The sequence below is a fragment of the Caballeronia udeis genome (genome assembly GCF_001544555.2).
Classification (GTDB): domain Bacteria; phylum Pseudomonadota; class Gammaproteobacteria; order Burkholderiales; family Burkholderiaceae; genus Caballeronia; species Caballeronia udeis.
In genome coordinates this window covers 1-20,641 of the sequence record NZ_FCOK02000019.1, presented here as the reverse complement: position 1 = coordinate 20,641, position 20,641 = coordinate 1, and the positions used below count along the sequence as shown (strand labels likewise).

Sequence of the window (20,641 nt, the reverse complement as noted above, 5' to 3'; positions counted from 1 at the left end):
GAACGTCGTGAAAAAGACCTACATGGTATTGGCTGCAAGTGCAGGCACCCTGATAGCCGGAAGCGCGCACGCACAGTCAAGCGTCCAGCTCTACGGGCTGATCGACCTGAGTGCACCGTCCTATCAAACGCACGCCGACGCAAAAGGCGATCACGTGGTCGGCATGGGCGTTGGCGGTGAGCCTTGGTTCAGCGGCAGCCGCTGGGGTCTCAAAGGCGTCGAAGACATCGGTAACGGGTCGCACATCATCTTCCGGCTGGAAAGCGAATACCGCATGAGCGACGGCCAGATGGAGGACCCGGGTCAGATCTTCGACCGCGACGCGTGGGTTGGTTATCAAGACGATACGGTGGGCAAGATCACGGCAGGCTTTCAGAACACGATCGCGCGCGATGCCTCGACGATTTATGGCGATCCGTACGGCAGCGCTGCATTGACGACCGAGGAAGGCGGCTGGACCAACGCCAACAATTTCAAGCAGCTCATTTTCTATGCGGGCAGTGCCACGGGCACGCGCTACAACAACAGCATTGCGTGGAAGAAGCTCTTCAACAATGGCTTGTTCATGAGCGCCGGTTATGCGTTCGGCAACACCACCACTTTCCCGACGGGCTCGAATTACCAGGCAGCACTCGGCTATAACGGCGGCCCGTTCAATCTCTCAGCGTTCTATAGTCACGCCGATAACGCTGGATTTATCAACCAGTCGTATTCGGCCGGCGGCAACTATACGTTTAGCATCGTCCGCGTGAACGCGGGCTATTTCCACTACACGGGTGACCAGGGAGCACTGGGGCAGCGCCATGACAACGCATGGACTGTGTCGTTGAAGCTCGCGCCGAAGGGCGCCTTCGACTACGAGGTCGGATATCAGCAAATGCACGTCAAGAACGCGGCGTACAACAGCGACGGAGATGTCCCGAACGCGAACATAGGGACATTCAGCATGACAAACGGTATTGCCAACGGATACAAAGAGACGCTTTACGCATCCGTTTTCTATCATCTCTCGAAGCGTACCGAGGTGTACATTGCCGGCGACTACATGAAGCTGCATGGCGGCTACACGGTTGCCACAACCTTCGGCGCGAACAATCAGCTCGAGCTGACTTCAGGCATTCGTACACGCTTCTGAACGGTGGGTGGGCGCGGTGTCGGCTTTGTAATTCCGGCATCCGACCCGCGCTAGCCCGGTCGAATGAGTGCTGAGGCTTACCAAGGGCTTACCGTTCACCGCGCTTTGCAGTCCCGCGCATATTCCGCACTAAGGCGGTTTTGCGCGTCGTTCAGATTATCCGGATAAGGCGCGTTGGGTGCACTTGCGTCGTAACCGGCCGCTTCGAGTTCGTAGAGTTCATTCATCACCTGCGCGTGTGTAACGGGTCCCTGGGTATGGACAAACGGGTAGTCGTTGCACTGCTGCGCTGTCAGCGTTTCTTCCGCCATGGAAGCCGTGCTGACAATCAAAAGCTGAGAAAGGACAAGAAGCTTGAGTGTGGTTTTCATAGAGCATTCCTAATATCATTTGACCGTTCGTAGAGCATCTTCGACCGGCACGGCTGGATGATCTCGCCTGTGCTTCAAACACTCGAACACGATACGAAAATCCCTCTAACAGCAAGCTGACGAGAAGATGAAGAATTTGTCATCTCGACCGGATTTGTTTTGCTGACCCCGCACGCAGTCAATTGTTTGTTCCCGGTAACGGCAACAAACACGACTGACGTAGATTGAATTAAGCGCTTTGATAAGCGTTATTCGATTCACTATCGCTCGCGACCCAATTCGCTGAGACGTGATATTGCGGATAGCGTCGAACGTGCCGTTCATTCACCCGTTTTCTCTAGCGTGCCCAGACCGGGATGAACCCCGAAGGTCTTTCTGGCGAATACCAGGTGTGATAGAAATGAAGAAGTGCCGTGACGTAATCAGGCACGAGGGGATCTGTGATGAAATCGCTTAAAGCAGTACTACTTGCTCTCACGGTGATTGCTTCGGCTTCGTGTGCATCGACAATCAGTTCATCCTACACAACGGATGTCCGGCTGAAAGACGGAAAAGCCGTCCGATGCGCGGTCAACGAAGCCGCCGTTTCTCCGCCCGCAGGAACTCCCCCGCTGACCTTGCGCGAGAAAAACGAGGCGGAAGTCCTTGCGACTCAACCGTTACGCCTGCTGTCGGGACCCTGGTCGCCTTATCCGGATCCGGACACCGCGCCGCAGCTGAGTTGCTATGAACTCCCGGGTTAGCCTGGTCGGCTAGAAGGATGACGCCTGATCGCGCTTGCCGTTGCGAGCGCGATAACCGTATTGCCACTCGTGGCTTCGATCAATGCGTCACCCGACCAGAGGAACCGCATGCCGGGAGGCTTATGGACGTTCCCGGGTTGCGGCGTCTTTATGCCCGTTCACCGGTGCAAACCGTTGTTTCAGGTGGTGCAGGGGAGAGCGGCGGAACATCTCGCGCCGCTCCTCTTCCTCGAAGAAGGCGAGCGACGGCTTCACCAGGTCGCTACGGCTTATCAAGCCCACCAGATGACGTGACTGCGCATCCGACACCACCGGCAAGCGCTCGAGTCCATGCACTGCCAGCCGGTTGGACACAATCCGGCAGGTCTCCCCTGGCAACGCCATGATCGGTGTGTTTGCGCCGAAGAGGTCACTCATTACCTGGATGGCCGGATTGTCCGTTCGCGCGATCAATCCGTCGCGCCCGATCATTCCTACCAAGACGCCGTCCCGCGTCACCGGAAACGCGCGATGCATTTGCTTTTCACCAAAGTAGGTCGCCAGCACTTGAGCGACCGGCGCATCTGCATCGATCGTCTCGACCTTGCGCGTCATCACTTCCTCGACGAAATGGCGTTCGAGCGGATCAATGCCGTACTCCCGGTAGATGTGACAACCCCGGCGTGCGATCTTTTCGGTAAGGATGGAGCGCCGCATCAGCAGCACCGTGAATCCGTATGCGACAGCCGAAGCCATGAGCAGCGGCAACAGCACATTGGCATCGTGCGTGAGTTCGAACGCGAACACGGTCGCCATGATCGGGGCGCGCATCATCCCGCCGAGCGTCGCCGCCATGAATACCAGCGGCCACACTGCGGGCTCCCCGCCGGGCAGGAACGGTCCGAAGATAGTTCCCATGGCCGCACCCATCATCAGCAGCGGAGCGAGTACGCCTCCTGATGTGCCTGAACCGAGGGCGATGACCCAGATGATCGCCTTCACCAGTATCAAGCCGGCCACGACGCTGATAGCAAGATGGTTATGCAGCAGATCGCCGATCACGTCATAGCCTACGCCGAGTGCGCGTGGCTCGAAATATCCGCCGATGCCCACGGCAATACCGCCAAGCGCGGGCCACCACATCCAGTGAACCGGCAATTTTCCGAAGAGGTCCTCGACCTTGTATAGCGCCGATGACAGGCCCCACGAGATTGCGCCCGCCACGAGACCCGCAACCACGCATGAGACGAGGCCGAGCGGACCCAACGGGATGGTTTGCAGCGGGAAGAGGGCACCGCTGCCGATCAGGAGAGGGCGCGTGAAACCCGCCACCGCGCACGCGACGGCAACAGGCAGCAGGCTGCGCGGGCGCAGTTCGAACAGCAGCAGTTCGACCGCGAGCAGGACCGCCGCTACGGGCGTACCGAACACCGCCGTCATCCCGGCTACGGCGCCGGCGACGAGCAGCGTCTTGCGTTCACCCGCGGTCAGGTGGAAATATTGTGCGAGCAGGGACCCCAGCGCACCGCCTGTCATGATGATTGGCCCTTCCGCGCCGAACGGACCGCCGCTGCCGATGGCGATCGCGGAAGAAAGTGGCTTGAGCACCGCAACCTTCGGCGACATCTTGCTCTTGCCGAACAGAATGGCTTCGATCGCCTCCGGAATGCCGTGTCCACGAATGGCTTCGCTTCCATAGCGAGCAATCAGTCCGATGACCAGCCCCCCAATCACGGGAATCACGATCACCCACAGACCGAGGGTATTGCCCGCGGGCGAGCGGCTGACGAACGACAGGGACTGGAAGAAGAAAAGGTTGGTGAAAAAATTGATCAAGTGGAGCAGGACATAGGCCGTGACCGTGCTCAACGCGCCGATCACTATTGCAATGGCTGTGATGCGCAACAGATGAGCATTCGCTGCAAAATCACCTCGTGAAGCGTTCTCGTGCACCTCGACTCCTCATCAATTCGGATCTATGTGTTTGCGTCGGCTGATGGAACGGCGTGACCTTGCTGCACTGTCACTGAAGGCAAGCGGTGTTGCCATGCCCCGACTTAAAAATCGATCTGCGGAACGCGGAACGTGTTCGCGAGCGACTTCAGTTCTGCCCGATGCAATTCGGCTAGCCGTGAGAGGATTTTCTCTCCGGGTTTCAGCAAATGAACCTCGACCTGGCGACGATCAGTTTCGCTAGGCTTTCGTTTGACCAGATCCAGCGCCTCGCACCGCGTGACGAGCGCGACTATTCCGTGGTGATGTGCCTGAAGCCTTTCAGCCAGTTCGCCGACGGTCGCCCACTCCCGGTCCGGGTAGCCCTTGATATGCAACAACAGCAAGTACTGCAGCGGAGTAATGCCTTCGTCCTGAGCAGCCTGCTCGGAGAACCGCTCGAACCGGCGCATCTGGTAACGAAACTGGGACAGCTGCTCAAAGTCTTCTTTTCTCAGCGCGCGAGAAGTTTCTTTCATAGGGATAGTCCAGTCAGGTTTCTGGATTGGAATTGTATCACATGGTGATATATACTCAGCGCATTCACGGCGGCTAGGCGTGTGTTTGCCGGTAGAGGCCCCGTATCAGGTCCGCCTGCGTGATCATGCCGACGAGTTTCCCCTGCGCATCGAGCACCGGAATATGGTGATGGCCATAAGCGGCGAACATTGGAACGAGCTTCGCGATCGAGGTGGTGACGCTGACCGTGGACACGTGGGTCGTCATGATGGACGCTACTGTCAGCGTTGAACCGGGGCGGGCGAACCATCGCTCGATGAATGTCGCCAGCGCACGAAGCTTTCCGGCCGCCATGTTTCTTGCGATGTCGGCCTGAGTGACGATACCGGCCACGAACCCGCGGTCGTCAACGACAGGAAGCGCCTTGATGCCATGACGCTTGAGTGTGGCGGCGGCCGTTGCGATCGTCGTGCCGCGTGTAATTGAAACGACGGGGCTGGACATGATGTCCGCGCAACTCAGTCCGTTGAGGCTGCGCACATACGATTGCAGCTGTATTTCCAGAAGCAGCGATTCGAGATCCGCCGGGTCGATGTCCAGCAATTCGTCGCGCCGGCCGAGTACCGCCTCGAGGTCCTCGCGCGTGAATCCGGGGCTGGCCCCTGACGAACGGACGCCGGTTTCCCTGGCTGAGCGCGCCGCGTGAGGATAGCGATGTCCGGTCGCCACATGAAACGCGATTGCGACCCCCAACAGCGCAAACGACTGCGCGGCTACTGGCGCAAAGACGAACCCGAATCCGAGAGCATGCACGGCTGGTCCACCGAGCACGGCGGTGAGCGCGACTGCACCCGAGGGAGGATGCACGCACCTGAACGCGAACATCGCACCAATTGACATGGCCACTGCGATCGGCGCGGCGTCGATCGGGTTCGTGATCCAGGCTGCGCACGCGACGCCAATGAACGCCGAAACCATATTGCCGCCGATGATCGACCAGGGTTGGGCGAGCGGGCTTGCCGGCACCGCGAACAGCAACACTGCGGAGGCGCCCATCGGCGCGACCAGGAGCGGGATGAGCGCGTGGTCTCCCAGGAAAACATGCATCACGCCCGCGGTGAAGGATATGCCGATCAGTGCGCCAAGACAGGACCTTAAACGTTCGGGCCAACCCAGCGTGACGGGTGAAGGGGAAAAGCTGAGAAGCCAGCTTGCGAGAGCAGGTCGGATCATAAGCTTGGAAAACTTGGAAGATATCGTGAGCGGGCGAGGTCATATGGAACGTCCTCGCTGTCGGGCAGTGTCTCCTGCCGAATGCATTGTAAAAGTATGTGATTATGACATATATCAGGATATCGCCTGAGTCGATTCCGGGCGGACATCGCAGCAAAACGGCAGGCCAGGTCATCATTTTATGTCCAGAAAAACTGAAATAAGCTTAGCTGGCAGCGACTTCGGAAGTCCGTGCACTACGAAAGTTGCATCTTTTTATACATCACGGTATGATACATGATCGAGATCAGGAGCGCAGGGATCGAGAGAGCTGGTTGCCCGTGGAGAGAAGGCAGAACGGACGAAAGATGCCTTTCGGAGTGCTGTTTCTGGGTACGTTGATATTGTTGGTATGCGTAGATTCCCTATCCCCCTCAAGTTTGACCGATTCATGCCGTTAGTACCTTCATGTATCGGCGCATCTCCAAGTCACCACGGTAATGGCTTCAATTCGTTTGTTGAGGCGCCGTCGGCATTGGAGGTCAGTAGGGAGAAACCAAAAACAATAAACGGATTCACTTTGAGGCGCTCTCTGGGTGCCTTTTTTTTATTCGAGCGGAGCAGGCCAACCCACTCCCGAGCCAGGAACATGAGGCGCACCTCCGGCATCTCGTTCACTGCCGACGGTTGCTATCGCTCCGGGAAATGAACCGTGACTGTGGCACTGCAGCCGGGGGAACAACTCCTGCGGATGCAGTGCAGGGAGATCGGTTGGTGAAGGAAGATCGCCAACGGGCCGCTTCCGTGATTACAGCGTTACCCTCCTTTCGCGGGGCTCCGGTCCCCTCACAAAAATCCGGACTTATCCTCCATTTGCACGGTTTCGGCCACGTCGGTTAGCGACGACACTGCAGTCATCGATCGATAACAATCCCTCTCCAGAACAATGCCGGAAGCCGGATCCAAGTTTATAAACAAGCTTTCCTATTGTTTTTATCGATCGAGTTTGTGACCTAAGCGTGCGTAGCGGATCCGGTTTGAGGGAAGGGTTCACCATTCCGCGTTCGCATGCTTGTGACGGCGTTACATGGCATTTAATAAACGTCCTTAATCGTGTGTAACACCGACGACTACCTCACTATCAAACCGGGGAAATACCCTGCGAATCTGGCTTTCAGGCGCGGGACACACTCTTCTGGAGGTAATATGAAATCGTCGATCCAGGCAGTTTTTTCGGCCGCGTTCCTGGCCGTTCCCATCGCTTCGTTTGCTCAACAGAACGGACCGGTCACGCGCGAGCAAGTGCGCACTGAACTCATCCAGCTACAACAGGCCGGTTATAACGGAAGCGCCAGCGATACAACCTACCCTACCGACTTGCAATCCGCCTTAGCGCGCGTGGCCGCACAAAACCAGGCACAAGCACAAGTGCAAGCGGCCCCGCAAGACAGCGAATACGGCACGTCGTCCAGCGGTACCTCGCAAGCAGGCCGGCCAGAAGTCCCCGTCGACACACAATCGATCTACAAGGGACATTAAACATCGGCTGCTATCAGATGTGTCATTAGCACCGTCCTGCAGCGTGCCGATGCGCTGCAGGTCATGGATGATCAAGCCGGCTCGATACGGCTAATCCACCATAGCGGGCTTGTCCGCCAAGGGTATTGCGGCCGGGGCCTGCCGCAGCTTTATCCTGACCTCGTCGATCACATACGAAAAAAATCTTGCGAGCGCACAAGCCCCGGCGACAGCACTGCTCGCCGGGGCCCGCGGATTTACAGCGAAATCACTGGATTCACAGCGCCGGGTTCATGGGACCGCTGCCTGGTCCTTTTCTGGGCCGGTCGCCGCCTCAGGCTCGCTCGCCGGTAATGTAGTGCTCGAGTTGCTGGATTGTGAACTCTTGTTCCTCGATGATGTTCTTCACCAGGTCGCCGATCGAGATCATGCCGACCAGCCGCTCGTGATCGATCACCGGCAGATGGCGCATGCGATATTCGGTCATCAGCGCCATGCACTCGTCGCTTGACTGGTCAGGCCGCACGAAACGCACTGCGTGGGTCATGATGTCCCGCACCGGCGTGACCTTCGACGAGCGGTCCTTCAGCACCACTTTTCGCGCATAGTCACGCTCCGTGATGATCCCGGCAATGCTGTCGCCGTCGGTGACGACCAGCGCTCCAATGTGCTTTTCCGCCATGAGTTTGATCGCGTCGTAGACGCATTCGGACGCGGTGATCGTGTAGACGCTCTGGTTCGGTTTCGACTTGAGGATTTGCGCAACGCTTGTCATGGACTGGCTCCATTTCCCGTTTCACCTTGGCGGCCCGATGACCATCCGCGACACGTTGTCGTGAAAGACCACCGCTTTCAGTATAGGTGGCCTGGTTGCAGGTTGAGGGATGAAGTCGGCCCGATTTTTGGCAGGTTGCCATCAGGCAGGCGGCGCTGCGCGAGACTTGACGGGAGGTTTAGCGGCAACCGGCGCCGGCCGATCGCCGCGCGCCGTTCAAGACACGCAACTATGCAGCCGCTGGATAACGGAAATCCTCTTCCGAGAAACCGCGCTCATACACCTGCTCACCGGCTACATAGGTCGCCTTGACGATTGATAAAACCGGCGTGATCAAGTGAAACGGAATCAGGAAATGAAGAGAAGCGCAACAGTGAGCCTGGTGCGCCGTCAAAAGAGCACCCGGTTTTAGCGCCCCATTTTTATAGCCCCATTGCCTGACCGTCGCTACGCGGATCATGCGCCCCGGACAATGCGCCATCCGGTTCAATCCGAATGACGCCCGGATGCCCCGCAAGCGGACTCTGCGCGGCAATAGCGCTCACTTCGTGCCCGCGCTCGGCTAGCGCGGCGAACACATCGGCGCCCGCATCTTCTTCCAGCTTCAGTGCGTCGCGGGTATCCGAGAAGGTTTTCCCAAGCAGGAATCGTGGACGAGCCAGCGCGCTCAGCGGGTCCATCCCGTAGTCGATCAACCGCGTCAGCACCGCTGCCAGCGTCTGCGGCTGGCCGTCCGCGCCCTGCGTGCCGAACAGCAGATGCGGCCGGCCATCCTTCAGGTACATGCCCGGATTGAGCGTGTGAAATGGCCGCTTGCCCGGCTGCACGGCATTGTGATGCGCGGCGTCCACGCTGAACGACGCGCCGCGGTTGTGCCAGAGAATGCCGGTGTCGCCGGCCACAATGCCGCTGCCCCAGTCGAAGTAGACCGTCTGCAGCAGACTGACGCTGCGGCCTTGCGCGTCCGATGCGCCGATGAACGCGGTGTCGCCGGGGCGGAATACGTGCGGCCACGCCCGCGCTGTGTGAAGGTTGATCGAGCGTGCATGGGCGTCGAGCGTGTCGGAGGAGAGCATCTCGTTCACGGGAACCCGGTTGAACTCCGGGTCGCAGACGAAACGGTCCCGGTCCACGAACGCGCATTTCACGGCCTCCACCAGCAGGTGGTAGTAGTCGGCGCTGCCTTCCGCAATGGACGACAGGTCGAAGCGCGCCAGCATGCCCATGATCTGCAGCGTGGTGACGCCTTGCGTGGGGGGGTGCAGGCTCACGAGTTCGCCGCCGCGATACGCCACGCGCAGCGGAGTTTCATCGCGTGCGCGGGTCTTCGCGAGGTCGGCTGGCGTCAGCGGCGAACCGGCCTGCCGCAAGCCGCGTGCAATGCGCTCCGCGAGCTCACCTTCGTAGAATTCGCGCGCGCCGTAGGTTGCAATGCGTTCAAGACTGCGCGCGAGCGCTGGTTGAACGAAGCGCTCGCCGACCGCAGGAGTTTGTCCGCCGGGCGCAAATACCGCTGAAAAGCCCGGCATTGCGCGTAATTCATCGGCGCGAAACTGCTGCCAGAAGTGCTGCGAAGGCGTGACCGGAAATCCCTCCGATGCATAGCCGATAGCGCGGTCGAACAGCGACGACCATGTGCGTTGGCCACCCCATGACGCCTGGCTGATCGCGTACGCCTGATGCCAGGTATCGACCGTGGCTGCGGTGGTCAGCGTGGAGCCGGCGCCGCGCAACGGGATGGCGGCGGAGAACGCGGGCAAGGTCTGCGCCGCCTGCCCGATGCCCGATAACGTGCGCAGCATGCCCGTCCGGTCGCCGATGACCCAGAACGCATCGCCGCCAAGACCGGTGAAATGCGGATAGGTCACGCTCAGCGCCGCGCCTATTGCAATGGCTGCTTCAATGGCGTTGCCGCCCGCGCGCAGCACCTCGAGTCCCGCTTCGCTTGCGAGCGCATGGGGGCTGGTGACCATCCCTTCGGTGGACGTGGCGAGGGTCGTGTTGTGCATGGACATGGAGGCTCCGTGATCGGTCAGCCGAGCGTGAAGCGCTCGCGGGTGGTCACATAGTCGCTCGCACCGAATCGTCCGACCGGGAAGTAGTGCTGAAGCCGCACACGCCATGTTTCGATATCGATCAATTCGTCACGTGCATGCAGGCGGTGAACGCATCCAATGAATATCTGCCGGCTCGTGGTTTCCAACGTCTCCCACAACGTGCATTCGAACGCCACCGGCGCTTCTGCGATCCGTGGCGGCGCGACCCGCGAGCTTGGCGTCGGCGTCAGCCCGACCTTCTCGAGCTCGCTGACATCGGGCGGCAGACGTTCTCCACACCGATGCATCTTGTCAGCCATCGCTTCGTCGCACAGATGCACGACGAACTCGCGGCCGCGCGCAATATTCACGGCGGTGTCCTTGAGCGAGCCATCGTCGAGGCGGTTGATGCTGATCATCACAATGGGCGGCTCCTCACCCAGCATATTGAACATCGAGAAGGGCGCCGCGTTGATCGTGCCGCTCGCGCTCAAGGTCGTGACCAGCGCGATCGGACGCGGCACGATCAGGCTCGCCATGAGCTTGTATCGCTGATATTCGGTGATGGCTTCGAAGTCTATTTCCATGATGGTCCGGATCAGTAACTTGGGGTTGGCGCCCGGATTCAACTCATGCCGAGCAGTTGCCCAAGGCTTTTCTCGCCCCGCATGCGCGACGTCTCAAGGCGCTCTTCCAGTTCGCGAAGGTGCGCTTCCATGCGCGCAATGGCGCCGGCCGCATCGCGCGCCTCGATGCAGTCGACAATCGCCGCATGTTCGTCGTGCTCGCAGGGTGCATGGCCCGGCGGCTCGTAGACGCCCACGATCAGCGAGCATCGCGACACCAGTTCCGTCAGGTAGCGTTGCAGGATCGAATTGCCGGCAAGCGCGGCAATACGCAGGTGAAAGTCGCTTGCAAGCCGCGCCCAGGATGGCTGGTCGAAGCGATGCATGGCGTCGTGTTCTTCAGCCAGCTGGCGGCGCAGTTCCTTGATGTCGTGCGCAGTCGCGCGGTGCACGGCGAACTCCACCAGCACACGCTCCATCGAGCGGCGCGCTTCGAAAATCTCGCGGGTTTCCTCGGGCGTCGGCTCGGCGATCACCGCGCCTTTGTTCGGCCGCAACACCACGATGCCGTCGTAGGCGAGCCGCTCCAGCACGCGCCGCACGACCGCGCGGCCGACGCTGAACAACTGGCACAACTCTGGCTCTGGAAGTTTGGTGCCGGGCGTCAGGCGATGATTTAGGACACCGTCGAAGATAGCCTGGTAGAGGCGGGCATCGGCGTCCTGCGCAGCTTCCTTGGCGGGTTTTGCAGCCACCTTCAATGGGGATTTCGGCTTCATTTTTCTGCTGAAAGGTGGGCTTGCTGCGATGTACCGGCGAGGCCCGCGCGCTCCATCTCGTCCATATGGCGAGCGATGGCGCCGGGTGTTGTGATCCACACGTCGCCGTTCGCGCGCGCGGCGGCAATGTGCTGCAGTGCGCGACGCAAATGCCGTAGCCGGTAGGGCTGTCCGACGAGATAGGGATGCAACGCAATACCCATCACGAGTGCCTGCGCATGGCGGCTACGGTTCGCCTGTTCGAGCATTTCGTCGAACTGGTCGATGATCATGTCCGCGAAGGCGCGCGCGTCGAGATGGCGGCCGACCATCATTGGCAAGTCGTTGAGTTCTTGCGGGTAGGGGACGGACCATAACGAACCGGAGCGTGTCGCCATGCGCACCGGGCGGTCGTCGTGGCACCAGTTCAGCGTGTAGCGGTAGCCGGTTTCCACGAGCAGGTCGGGCGTGACGCGCGACTCGGAGATCCAGGGCGAGAGCCAGCCCGAAGGCGGCGTGCCGGCATGGGCGGCCAAACGCTCCCGGCAGTGCAGCAGCAACGCGCGCTCGCTGTTTTCGTCCAGGTCGCTCTGCCGATGCGCATTCGTATGACCATGCGCGATCAGCTCGTCGCCGCGTGCGAGACAGGCGTCGATGACCTCCGGGCAGTGGTCGTAGAGCGATGTATTGATCAGCGTGCCCGACGGCAGGTCGAGCTGGTCGAAGAGTTCGATGCAGCGCCATACGCCCACACGGTTGCCGTATTCGCGCCAGCTGTAGTTGAGCACGTCGGGCTGCGGCGAGACCGGGCCGAGGGCGGCGCCCAGACCTTCGCCGAACGCGAAGTGCTCGATGTTGAAGCCGAGGTAGACGGCGAGGCCGGTGTCGCCGGGCCAACGAAAAGCGTCGGTGTCGGTGATCGGCCGATACGGAAAGCGGCCGTGCGTGGCGAGCGGGCCGAACGCAGGATCGTGCGGCGTGCGAACGGTGCGGATGATGTCCATGTGCAAATGCCCTGGTGACAAACGTGCTGCGCACGGGCGTGCCGTGCCTGAGCGGTTTCATGAACCTTTTTGGGGGATCGCGCCCCGTGCCGGACCCGCGGCGCACCGCGATTGTGCGGATTGGCGGGTTTGATTGCCGACAGTTCGGTCTCGAATCGTGTGCAATTTACACGCCATATCGTCTACGTTCAATAGATTCGATGGTTTGCGATCAAATCCTTGGTATGCGGACAAAGTGGCACATGTCTTGCATTCGGCGTCTTGCAGAGACCTTGCCTGTGCCGCCGATGGCCGCCCCTATTAAGGAAACGCCCTGCATGACCTCAAGCCTATGATCCAGCCCACGTCAGCCGTGCTCAAAACCGAGCCCGCCGATATCGAACTGGTGCATGTATCGAAACAATATGGCGATTCGCTTGCCGTTGATTCGATCGACCTGCGGATTCCCGGCGGCCAGTACTGCTGCCTGCTCGGGCCGTCGGGCTGCGGCAAGACCTCGACGTTGCGGATGATCGCCGGGCATGAATCGATCAGCGACGGCGACATTCTCATCGGCCAGCGTAACGTCACGCGCGCACAACCCGCCACGCGCGGCACCGCGATGGTCTTCCAGAGTTATGCGTTGTTCCCGCATCTGTCCGCGCTCGACAACGTCGCGTTTAGCCTGAAGATGCGCGGCGTCGCGAAGGACGTACGCCGTCAGCGGGCGGGTGAATTGCTCGAACTTGTCGCGATGAGCGCTTATGCCGAGCGCAAGCCGTCGCAATTGTCGGGCGGCCAGCAGCAGCGTGTTGCACTTGCCCGCGCACTGCTCAACGAACCGCGTTGCCTGCTGCTCGACGAACCTTTGTCCGCACTCGACCCGTTCCTGCGCGTGCAGATGCGCGCCGAACTCAAGCGCTGGCAGAAGGAGCTGGGCATCACCTTCGTGCACGTGACGCACTCGCAGGAAGAGGCGCTCGCGCTCGCGGATATGGTGGTTGTCATGAGCCACGGGCGCATAGAGCAAAGCGGTTCGCCACACGAAGTCTTTAACCGGCCGCGCACGGAATTCGTCGCGCGTTTCCTCGGTGGACACAACGTGTTCGGCGCAAACGGCCGTGCGTTTACCGTGCGTGCCGATCATCTGCGTATAGCGCCGCACGGCTCCACGCCGGTCCAGCCGCCCACGAGTGAAAGCGGCTTCAGCCGGATTGGCGGCATTCCGTGCACGGTCCGCGAAACCGAATACCAGGGCACCCATTTGCGCATGACGCTCGCGCCACTCGACGGTTCACCCGACCTGGTTTCACTGCTACCCGATAACGAATACGACCCTCAGCGCCTGGGACCTGATGCGCGTGTCGTGGTCTGGTGGAACGAGCAGGACGCCCATGCATTGGCGGCATAAGCGACCGCCAAGCGACCGCTTTGCGTTGCAGTGAACGACAATTTCAACCAAGGAAGATGGCCATGACCGAGCGTTACGAACACCCGTCCGAACCCAGCACGAGCGAGATGTCCGCAAGCGCCGCCACGACGGAATCCAGCCTGGGCGCGGGCAAGGGCATGTCACGCCGTACCTTGCTCAAGGGCGCGGTCGCCGCGGCCGGCATTGCAGGGTTCCCGTACGTGCATGCGCAGGAAAAGATCACGCTTCGCTACCTGGGCACGGCGGTGAACCAGAGTTCGGATATTGCGAAGAAATTCCAGGAAGATACCGGCATCCAGATCCAGTACATCCCGGTCACCACCGACGACGTCGCCAAGCGCATCATCACGCAGCCGAATTCATTCGATATTGTCGACACCGAGTACTTCTCGCTGAAGAAGCTGATCCCCGCCGGCACGCTGGCCGGCATGGACGCAAAGAAGATCAAGCTCGCCGACAAGATCACGCCGGTGCTCACGCGAGGCGAGGTAGACGGCAAGAAGATCGGTGACCAGGGCACGGCCCCCAAGAAGGTGATGTTCCTGACAGGCGCGCGCTCGACCGAGTTCTCCGCGACGCCCACCGAATGGATGACGCTGATCCCGACCACCTACAACGCCGATACGCTTGGCATTCGTCCCGACCTGATCAAGCGCCCGATCAATAGCTGGTCCGAATTGCTGAACCCCGAGTTCAAGGGGCGTGCCGCACTCCTGAACATTCCCGCTATCGGGATCATGGATTCGGCCATGGCGATCGAGGCAATGGGCCATGTCAAGTACGGCGACAAAGGCAACATGACCAAGGCCGAAATCGACCAGACCATCAAGATCCTGATCGAGGCGAAGCGCGCGGGCCAGTTCCGGGCCTTCTGGAAGGACTTCAACGAAAGCGTGAACCTGATGGCGTCCGGCGAAGTCGTGATCCAGTCAATGTGGTCACCCGCCGTCACGAAGGTCCGCACGATGGGGGTTGCGTGCAAGTTCCAACCGCTCAAGGAGGGGTATCGCTCGTGGGCGTCGGGCTTCGGGCTGCCGCGTTCGTTGCAGGGCCGCAAGCTCGACGCAGCCTACGAGTTCATCAACTGGTTCCAGGACGGCTGGGCTGGTGCATACCTGATGCGCCAGGGGTATTACGCGGGCGTGCTCGAGACTGCGAAGACCCATATGCAGCCGTATGAATGGGACTACTGGATCGAAGGCAAACCAGCCGCGCAGGATATCAAGGCACCCGATGGCCAGTTGCTCGAAAAGATCGGCACGGTGCGCGACGGCGGATCGTACAACCAGCGCATGGGGGCAATAGCGTGCTGGAACGCGGTGATGGACGAGAACATCTACATGGTCCAGAAGTGGAACGAGTTCATCGCTGCTTAGTCTGGTTTGGCGCAAGGCCGGCGTGTGTGATTCGCGCCGGCCGCCTTCCGTTTATCCAATAGGTAATCCGCGATGGCATCGATCGAGCTTCCCATCCAACCACTGGAGGCGAGCGTCAAGCACCGGCGCGCGGCCGCGTGGCTGCAAGCGACGCCGCTCGCGCTGACCTTCATCCTGTTCTTTCTCGTGCCGCTGGTCATCACGCTGATCGTAAGTTTCTGGGACTTCAACGAATACCAGATCATTCCGGCGTTCACGTTCAAGAACTACGCGGCGATCTTCGACGGCTGTTCTTCGATGACCGATGTGTGCGTGACCTTCAAGACCTACTGGTCGACCATCAAATTTTGCGCAATCGTCTGGGCGGTGACGCTGGTGCTTGGTTTTACGATTGCGTATTTCCTGTCGTTTCACATCCGTTCGTCAGGTATGCAGACGGTATTGTTCCTTGTCTGCACGATTCCGTTCTGGACCTCGAATGTGATCCGGATGATCTCGTGGATACCGCTGCTCGGCCGCAACGGGCTCGTGAACCAGGCGCTGCTGTCATCGCACATGATCGACAAACCGCTGGAATGGCTGCTCTATTCGAACTTCTCGGTCGTGCTTGCGTTCGTGCATCTCTATACGTTCTTCATGATCGTGCCAATTTTCAACGCCATGATGCGCATTGACCGGTCGTTGCTCGAAGCCGCGCGCGACGCGGGCGCGAGCGGCTGGCAGGTGATCCGCGAAGTAGTGTTGCCGCTGTCGAAGACCGGCATTGTGATTGGCTCGATCTTCGTGATCACCATCGTCATGGGGGACTTCCTGACGGTCGGCGTGATGGGCGGCCAGCAGATCGCATCGGTCGGAAAGATCATCCAGGTGCAGACCGGCTATCTTCAGTTTCCCGCTGCGGCGGCCAACGCGATCATCCTGCTGGCCGTCGTGCTGATGATTGTCTGGGCCCTCACGCGTGTAGTCGATATTCGCAAGGAGCTTTGACATGGCCGCCATTCGTCAGGGTCTGAAGCACCACCGCGAGCGGCGTCCCGCCAGCTTCTACTGGCTCGCGCTGGTGTTCGGGCTGTTCGTGTTGTTCCTCTACGGACCGGTCATCACAATCTTCATCCTGTCGTTCCAGGGACCCGAAGGCGGTCTCACGTTCCCCATGCGCGGTGTTTCGCTGCACTGGTTCGCGGTGTTGCGCCAGGGTGTGGGGGACATCGACATCCGGGCCGCGTTCGGACGCTCGGTGCGTCTCGCCGCAGTCGTCACGGTGCTGACGGTGCTGTTCTCGGTTGCGGCGGGGCTCGCGTTTCGCAAGCGCTTTCGCGGCGACACCGCTGTGTTCTACGTGTCCGTTGCGAGCCTGATCATGCCGTCGATCATTGTGTCGCTGGGAATCGGTCTGACATTCCGGCTGCTGGACAACGGCGTCAAGTATCTTGCGGGCGCCTGGGGTCATCAATCGTTCGTCGACAACTACACCACGTCGATGGGCCTTTATACCTCGGCGCTCGGCGCGCACCTGACGTGGACGCTGCCCTTCGGGCTGCTCGTGATGTTTGCTGTCTTCAACCGTTTCAACCCGGCTTATGAAGAGGCGGCGCGTGACTTGGGCGCTTCACCTTGGCAGAGCTTTCGGCATGTGGTGTTGCCGATCATCGGGCCATCGGTGATCGGGGTGGGGATGTTCGGTTTCACGCTGTCGTGGGACGAGATCGCGCGCACGTCGCAGGCGATCGGTGACCAGAACACGCTGCCGCTGGAATTGCAGGGACTCACGACTTCGGTCACCAGGCCCGTGATCTATGCGCTTGGCACGATGACCACGATGCTCTCGCTCACCGTGATGGTGGTGGGGCTTCTGACGGTGCGGTGGCTGAGCCGCCGGCGTTCGCGGGCGCTTGCCGGCTGACTGTCAGAGGTCCTCGCGGGTCAGGCAGCCGATAACGACCGCTCAAGCGCCGCCACGCCGGCGGGAAGATCCACCGCTACGCCGAGGTCGATCATCGTCCGGCCGAGGGCATGGATGGTCCTGAAGAGATGATGCTCGCGGCATTGCTCGCCCATCTGGCCGATCCGTACGATCGGCGCGCCGAACGAGCCTGCGATCTCGACGTGATGATGGCGCGAGATATGGGCGCATACGTCGGCACCGCTGACACCCTGCGGCAACGCGATACCCACAACCGAATTCAGCCGGCTCGGCTTCGGCACATAGAGCTTGAGCGTTAGCGCTTCAACGCCCGCTTGCAGCGCGTTCGAACAGCGCTGATGACGCGCGAACCGGCGCTCGAGCGTCTCCGCGCACACCAGTCGCAGCGCTTCGTGGAGCGCGAGCACGCCCGACACCGGGGCCGTGTAATGGTAGGACGCGTTATGCCAGAAGTTCGTTGCCAGCGCCGCGTCCAGGCACCAGTGCGTGGGCGGGACAGGACGCGTCATGATGCGTTGCCACGCCGCTTCGGAGAACGCGAGCAGCGAGACACCGGGAATGGACGACAGCCCTTTCTGGCCGCCGGTGATCACGGCGTCAATACCCCACGCGTCCATTGGCAACGGCATGGTGCTCAGCGTACAGACCGCGTCCACGATCACCAGCGCGCCGGCGGCGCGGGCGACCGAGGCGATTGATTCGAGGCTGCGGTTCCAGACCGTGTTCGATGTCTCGCCATGCACGATCGTCACGATCTCCGGACGAAACCGGTCGATCGCGTCCGCCGCCTGCTGCGTGTCCGCAGCCGCGCCGTCAACCACGTTCAGCGTTTCCACCTGAGCGCCGGTTCGCCTCGCCATCTCCGCCATGCGCTCGCTGAAGAAGCCGTTGCAGATGCAGAGCACGCGCGAGCCTTTCCACGCGAGATTCGTAATGGCCATTTCCATGGCAGCCGACCCCGGTCCCGCCACGCCCATCACCCATTTCGATTCGGTCTGGAACACATACCGCGCCATGGTCTTGACCTGGCCGATAACCGCGGCCATGGTCGAGCCCAGATGGTTGATCACGACACCGTTGGCTTTGGCCACGGCGTCGGGAATGGGTACGGGGCCGGCGCCCATCATCAGCAGAGGCTCTTCGGGAAGAATTGAAGAGAGCGGCAGGACCGTCGGGCACGCGATGCTGAACGTATCCGGCGTGCCGGAATCTGCGGAGAAGGTATGTCGGTCGTTCATCGAGGCTCGTTCAAAAAGGGCGTTGTTGGGTGGCCAAGCGACCGGCGACGAACGCAACGCGCTCACATTGCCCGCGTCCTGCGCTGGCCGAAACGGATCAGCAGCCAGTAGAAAGCGAATCGCCGGGTAGGTGAGAATACCGGTGCCGAGGCCAAAACGAAACGGCTATTCGGCTCGGATGTGCTGATCCAGACCTTCGAACGCGGAGCCAGCTCCAGCGTTTCGCCTGCCCGCAGCCACCAGTCTTCGGATTCACCTTCAATGGTCAGCCATACCGTACCCCGACAAACCGTCAGGGTATGAGGCCGATCGATGAGCCAGCAGGCTGGCGCATCATGGGGTTCCTGCTCCAAGGTCCGGATTTCACGCATGTCCCTCTCCCATCACGGCCGCTCACAGAGAGACGGCCTCTTGACTACATTATTTATTTAAACTTCAATCTTAGGAATGTACAGTCGCGAACAGTTGTGCCGTACTGTTCAGTGATTTTCCCTGCACACTTCAAGAGATCACGCCATGAACCTCGTCATCGATCCACACAATGGCGTTCCCATGACCGACCAGCTCGTGACCGGTATTTCGGGCCTGATCCGCTCGCGTCAGCTTTTGCCCGGCGTGAAACTGCCGTCCATCCGGGCGCTCGCGGCCAGCCGGAACATCAGCCGCTTTCCGGTGATTGAGGCGTATGACCGGCTTTCGTCACTGGGTTTTATCGTGCCGAAGCATGGTTCGGGCTTTTACGTGGCGAATCATATGGGAGCCGAGAACGGCGTGTCGGGCGGCTCGGATCCTCGTCTGGCCGAGGAAGAGTCGCATCAGATCCTGCAGCAGTTCAACTATCCTGGCGAGACCCTGAAGTTGAGCAGCGGGTTCGTGCCCGAGGCGTGGCGAGATATCGAGGGCATTGCCCAGACCGTGCGCCAGGTCATGCGGATGGATCCGAGCTGCGTGATCGACTACGCCATGCCGCATGGCGATGCGAACCTGAGGCACCAGATCCAGATGCGCCTCGCGATAATCGGCATTGAAACGGACATCTCGAACATCATTGTCACCACCGGTGCGAGCCAGGCGCTCGACCTGATCGTCCGCTTCATGTTGAAGCCGGGGGACACCGTGTTCGTGGAAGACCCCGGGTACTACAACCTGTTCGGCTTGCTCAAGCTGCAAGGCGTCAGGATTGTCGGCGTTCCGCGCCTGGCGAGCGGGCCGGATGTCGAGGTTGCGGAACATCTGCTCAAGACCATCAAGCCGAAACTGTTCTTCATCAATACCGTGTTTCATAACCCGACCGCGACGAACGTCGCGCCGCAGGTTGCGTTCAAGTTGCTGCAACTCGCGCAGCAGCACGACTTCACGATCGTGGAAGACGACATCTACGCAGATTTCCAGTCAACGCCGACCCAAAGGCTTGCGTCGCTCGATCAACTCGATCATGTGATCTACGTAAGCGGGTTGTCGAAGACGTTGTCGTCGTCGCTGCGGATCGGGTATCTGGCGGCCAGGCGCGATCTGATCAAGGACCTGGTTGACGTGAAGGTCCTCACCAGCCTGGGCGGTTCGCGCTTCAGTGAATGCGTCGTGGCGGCGTTGCTCGAGCGCGGCACGTACCGCAAGTATCTCGAGCGCTTGCGTCGCCGGATTCACGACACCCTTTCAAGGGCTGTTCAGCGTCTTGAGGAAAACGGCTGGGAGGTCTTCGATGAACCCACCGGCGGCAATTTCGTGTGGGCGCGCGTGCCCGGCATAGAGGACTCCATGGTCCTGGTCGACCACGCGCTGAAGTTTGGCATCACGCTTGCGCCGGGGAGCTACTACCGTCCCGACGGCGAAATGTCGGCATGGGTGCGGATCAACACGGCCCATACCGACGACCCGCGCGCTATCCGGTTCTTCGAACATATGGGGCGATAGGTTTTCGCTCGCGCCGGTGGACGGGTTTGGGGGTTTTGGCGGGGGTGGGGTTAGCGGTCGGGGTGGGTGCCGGGTTGCCAGGTTCTGGGGATAGCGGTCGGAGTCAGTGCCGGGTTGCTGCTTTCGGCGTTAGCGGTCTGCCTGAGTCGGATTTTCTCTTTATCACTATTAGCCACTGTGCGTGGCGGCACGTCATTTCTTGGTCCTTAGCGACAAAGAAACGAAGCAAA

The 20,641-nt window shown here is 60.4% G+C and carries 20 protein-coding genes; 8 read left to right on the top strand and 12 right to left on the bottom strand.

Annotated elements, in window-relative coordinates; all coding sequences use genetic code 11:
- The first annotated feature begins 22 nt into the window (after window positions 1-22).
- The gene (locus AWB69_RS15610) at window positions 23-1,135 is read left to right on the top strand and encodes a porin (protein WP_156528867.1); all 1,113 of its coding nucleotides are present in this window, start codon (window positions 23-25) and stop codon (window positions 1,133-1,135) included.
- Window positions 1,136-1,230: 95 nt separating this feature from the next.
- Here AWB69_RS15610 and AWB69_RS15605 read toward each other — a convergent pair whose 3' ends face one another.
- Window positions 1,231-1,506 (bottom strand): DUF4148 domain-containing protein, encoded by a 276-nt coding sequence (locus tag AWB69_RS15605; RefSeq protein ID WP_062086189.1) that lies wholly within the window; start codon window positions 1,504-1,506, stop codon window positions 1,231-1,233.
- A 443-nt stretch (window positions 1,507-1,949) separates the two neighbouring features.
- On the opposite strand from AWB69_RS15605, the gene AWB69_RS15600 reads away from it, so the two are divergent.
- A complete protein-coding gene (locus AWB69_RS15600) occupies window positions 1,950-2,249 on the top strand; it encodes a hypothetical protein (RefSeq protein ID WP_062086187.1) in 300 nt (99 codons plus the stop codon).
- A gap of 120 nt (window positions 2,250-2,369) precedes the next feature.
- Here the strand turns inward: AWB69_RS15600 and AWB69_RS15595 are convergent, their stop codons facing one another.
- The 4 genes from AWB69_RS15595 to AWB69_RS15580 form a co-directional block, all read right to left on the bottom strand.
- On the bottom strand, window positions 2,370-4,181 hold the full coding sequence (locus AWB69_RS15595) for a chloride channel protein (RefSeq protein ID WP_062086185.1): 1,812 nt from the start codon (window positions 4,179-4,181) through the stop codon (window positions 2,370-2,372).
- Window positions 4,182-4,285: 104 nt separating this feature from the next.
- Window positions 4,286-4,699: a MarR family winged helix-turn-helix transcriptional regulator gene (locus AWB69_RS15590; RefSeq protein WP_062086182.1), complete on the bottom strand. Its 414-nt coding sequence runs from the start codon at window positions 4,697-4,699 to the stop codon at window positions 4,286-4,288.
- A 73-nt stretch (window positions 4,700-4,772) separates the two neighbouring features.
- Window positions 4,773-5,912, bottom strand: coding sequence for an HPP family protein (locus tag AWB69_RS15585; protein ID WP_062086180.1), 1,140 nt, complete (start codon window positions 5,910-5,912; stop codon window positions 4,773-4,775).
- Between the two features lie 468 nt (window positions 5,913-6,380).
- Window positions 6,381-6,569, bottom strand: coding sequence for a hypothetical protein (locus AWB69_RS15580; protein WP_156528863.1), 189 nt, complete (start codon window positions 6,567-6,569; stop codon window positions 6,381-6,383).
- Window positions 6,570-7,097: 528 nt separating this feature from the next.
- Here AWB69_RS15580 and AWB69_RS15575 point away from each other — a divergent pair.
- On the top strand, window positions 7,098-7,430 hold the full coding sequence (locus AWB69_RS15575; RefSeq protein WP_062086176.1) for a DUF4148 domain-containing protein: 333 nt from the start codon (window positions 7,098-7,100) through the stop codon (window positions 7,428-7,430).
- Window positions 7,431-7,743: 313 nt separating this feature from the next.
- On the opposite strand, the gene AWB69_RS15570 is transcribed toward AWB69_RS15575, so the two are convergent.
- The 5 genes from AWB69_RS15570 to AWB69_RS15550 all read right to left on the bottom strand — a co-directional run bounded on the left by AWB69_RS15570 (window position 7,744) and on the right by AWB69_RS15550 (window position 12,548).
- The gene (locus AWB69_RS15570) at window positions 7,744-8,184 is read right to left on the bottom strand and encodes a CBS domain-containing protein (RefSeq protein ID WP_062086174.1); all 441 of its coding nucleotides are present in this window, start codon (window positions 8,182-8,184) and stop codon (window positions 7,744-7,746) included.
- Window positions 8,185-8,606: 422 nt separating this feature from the next.
- Complete coding sequence (locus tag AWB69_RS15565) at window positions 8,607-10,193, bottom strand: gamma-glutamyltransferase family protein (RefSeq protein ID WP_062086352.1); 1,587 nt, start codon at window positions 10,191-10,193, stop codon at window positions 8,607-8,609.
- A gap of 23 nt (window positions 10,194-10,216) precedes the next feature.
- On the bottom strand, window positions 10,217-10,807 hold the full coding sequence (locus tag AWB69_RS15560) for a flavin reductase family protein (RefSeq protein ID WP_062086350.1): 591 nt from the start codon (window positions 10,805-10,807) through the stop codon (window positions 10,217-10,219).
- Between the two features lie 38 nt (window positions 10,808-10,845).
- On the bottom strand, window positions 10,846-11,565 hold the full coding sequence (locus AWB69_RS15555) for a GntR family transcriptional regulator (RefSeq protein WP_062086172.1): 720 nt from the start codon (window positions 11,563-11,565) through the stop codon (window positions 10,846-10,848).
- A complete protein-coding gene (locus AWB69_RS15550) occupies window positions 11,562-12,548 on the bottom strand; it encodes a polysaccharide deacetylase family protein (RefSeq protein ID WP_062086171.1) in 987 nt (328 codons plus the stop codon). Before AWB69_RS15550 ends, AWB69_RS15555 begins: the two co-directional genes overlap by 4 nt.
- Before the next feature lie 331 nt (window positions 12,549-12,879).
- Here AWB69_RS15550 and AWB69_RS15545 point away from each other — a divergent pair, with 331 nt between their 5' ends.
- The 4 genes from AWB69_RS15545 (at window position 12,880) to AWB69_RS15530 (ending at window position 17,238) form a co-directional block, all read left to right on the top strand.
- Window positions 12,880-13,938: an ABC transporter ATP-binding protein gene (locus tag AWB69_RS15545; RefSeq protein ID WP_062086169.1), complete on the top strand. Its 1,059-nt coding sequence runs from the start codon at window positions 12,880-12,882 to the stop codon at window positions 13,936-13,938.
- Window positions 13,939-14,045: 107 nt separating this feature from the next.
- Window positions 14,046-15,335, top strand: coding sequence for an ABC transporter substrate-binding protein (locus AWB69_RS15540; protein ID WP_062086348.1), 1,290 nt, complete (start codon window positions 14,046-14,048; stop codon window positions 15,333-15,335).
- Between the two features lie 72 nt (window positions 15,336-15,407).
- Window positions 15,408-16,322 (top strand): ABC transporter permease, encoded by a 915-nt coding sequence (locus tag AWB69_RS15535; RefSeq protein ID WP_062086167.1) that lies wholly within the window; start codon window positions 15,408-15,410, stop codon window positions 16,320-16,322.
- A gap of 1 nt (window position 16,323) precedes the next feature.
- Window positions 16,324-17,238, top strand: coding sequence for an ABC transporter permease (locus tag AWB69_RS15530; RefSeq protein WP_062086165.1), 915 nt, complete (start codon window positions 16,324-16,326; stop codon window positions 17,236-17,238).
- A gap of 20 nt (window positions 17,239-17,258) precedes the next feature.
- On the opposite strand, the gene AWB69_RS15525 is transcribed toward AWB69_RS15530, so the two are convergent.
- Both AWB69_RS15525 and AWB69_RS15520 read right to left on the bottom strand, forming a co-directional pair.
- Window positions 17,259-18,497 carry a pyridoxal-phosphate-dependent aminotransferase family protein gene (locus AWB69_RS15525; RefSeq protein ID WP_062086163.1) on the bottom strand — a complete coding sequence of 413 codons (1,239 nt, stop codon included), beginning with the start codon at window positions 18,495-18,497 and terminating at the stop codon, window positions 17,259-17,261.
- Between the two features lie 62 nt (window positions 18,498-18,559).
- Window positions 18,560-18,868: a DUF2917 domain-containing protein gene (locus AWB69_RS15520; RefSeq protein ID WP_062086161.1), complete on the bottom strand. Its 309-nt coding sequence runs from the start codon at window positions 18,866-18,868 to the stop codon at window positions 18,560-18,562.
- A gap of 145 nt (window positions 18,869-19,013) precedes the next feature.
- Here AWB69_RS15520 and AWB69_RS15515 point away from each other — a divergent pair, with 145 nt between their 5' ends.
- Window positions 19,014-20,411: an aminotransferase-like domain-containing protein gene (locus tag AWB69_RS15515; protein WP_062086159.1), complete on the top strand. Its 1,398-nt coding sequence runs from the start codon at window positions 19,014-19,016 to the stop codon at window positions 20,409-20,411.
- Window positions 20,412-20,641 lie beyond the last annotated feature (230 nt).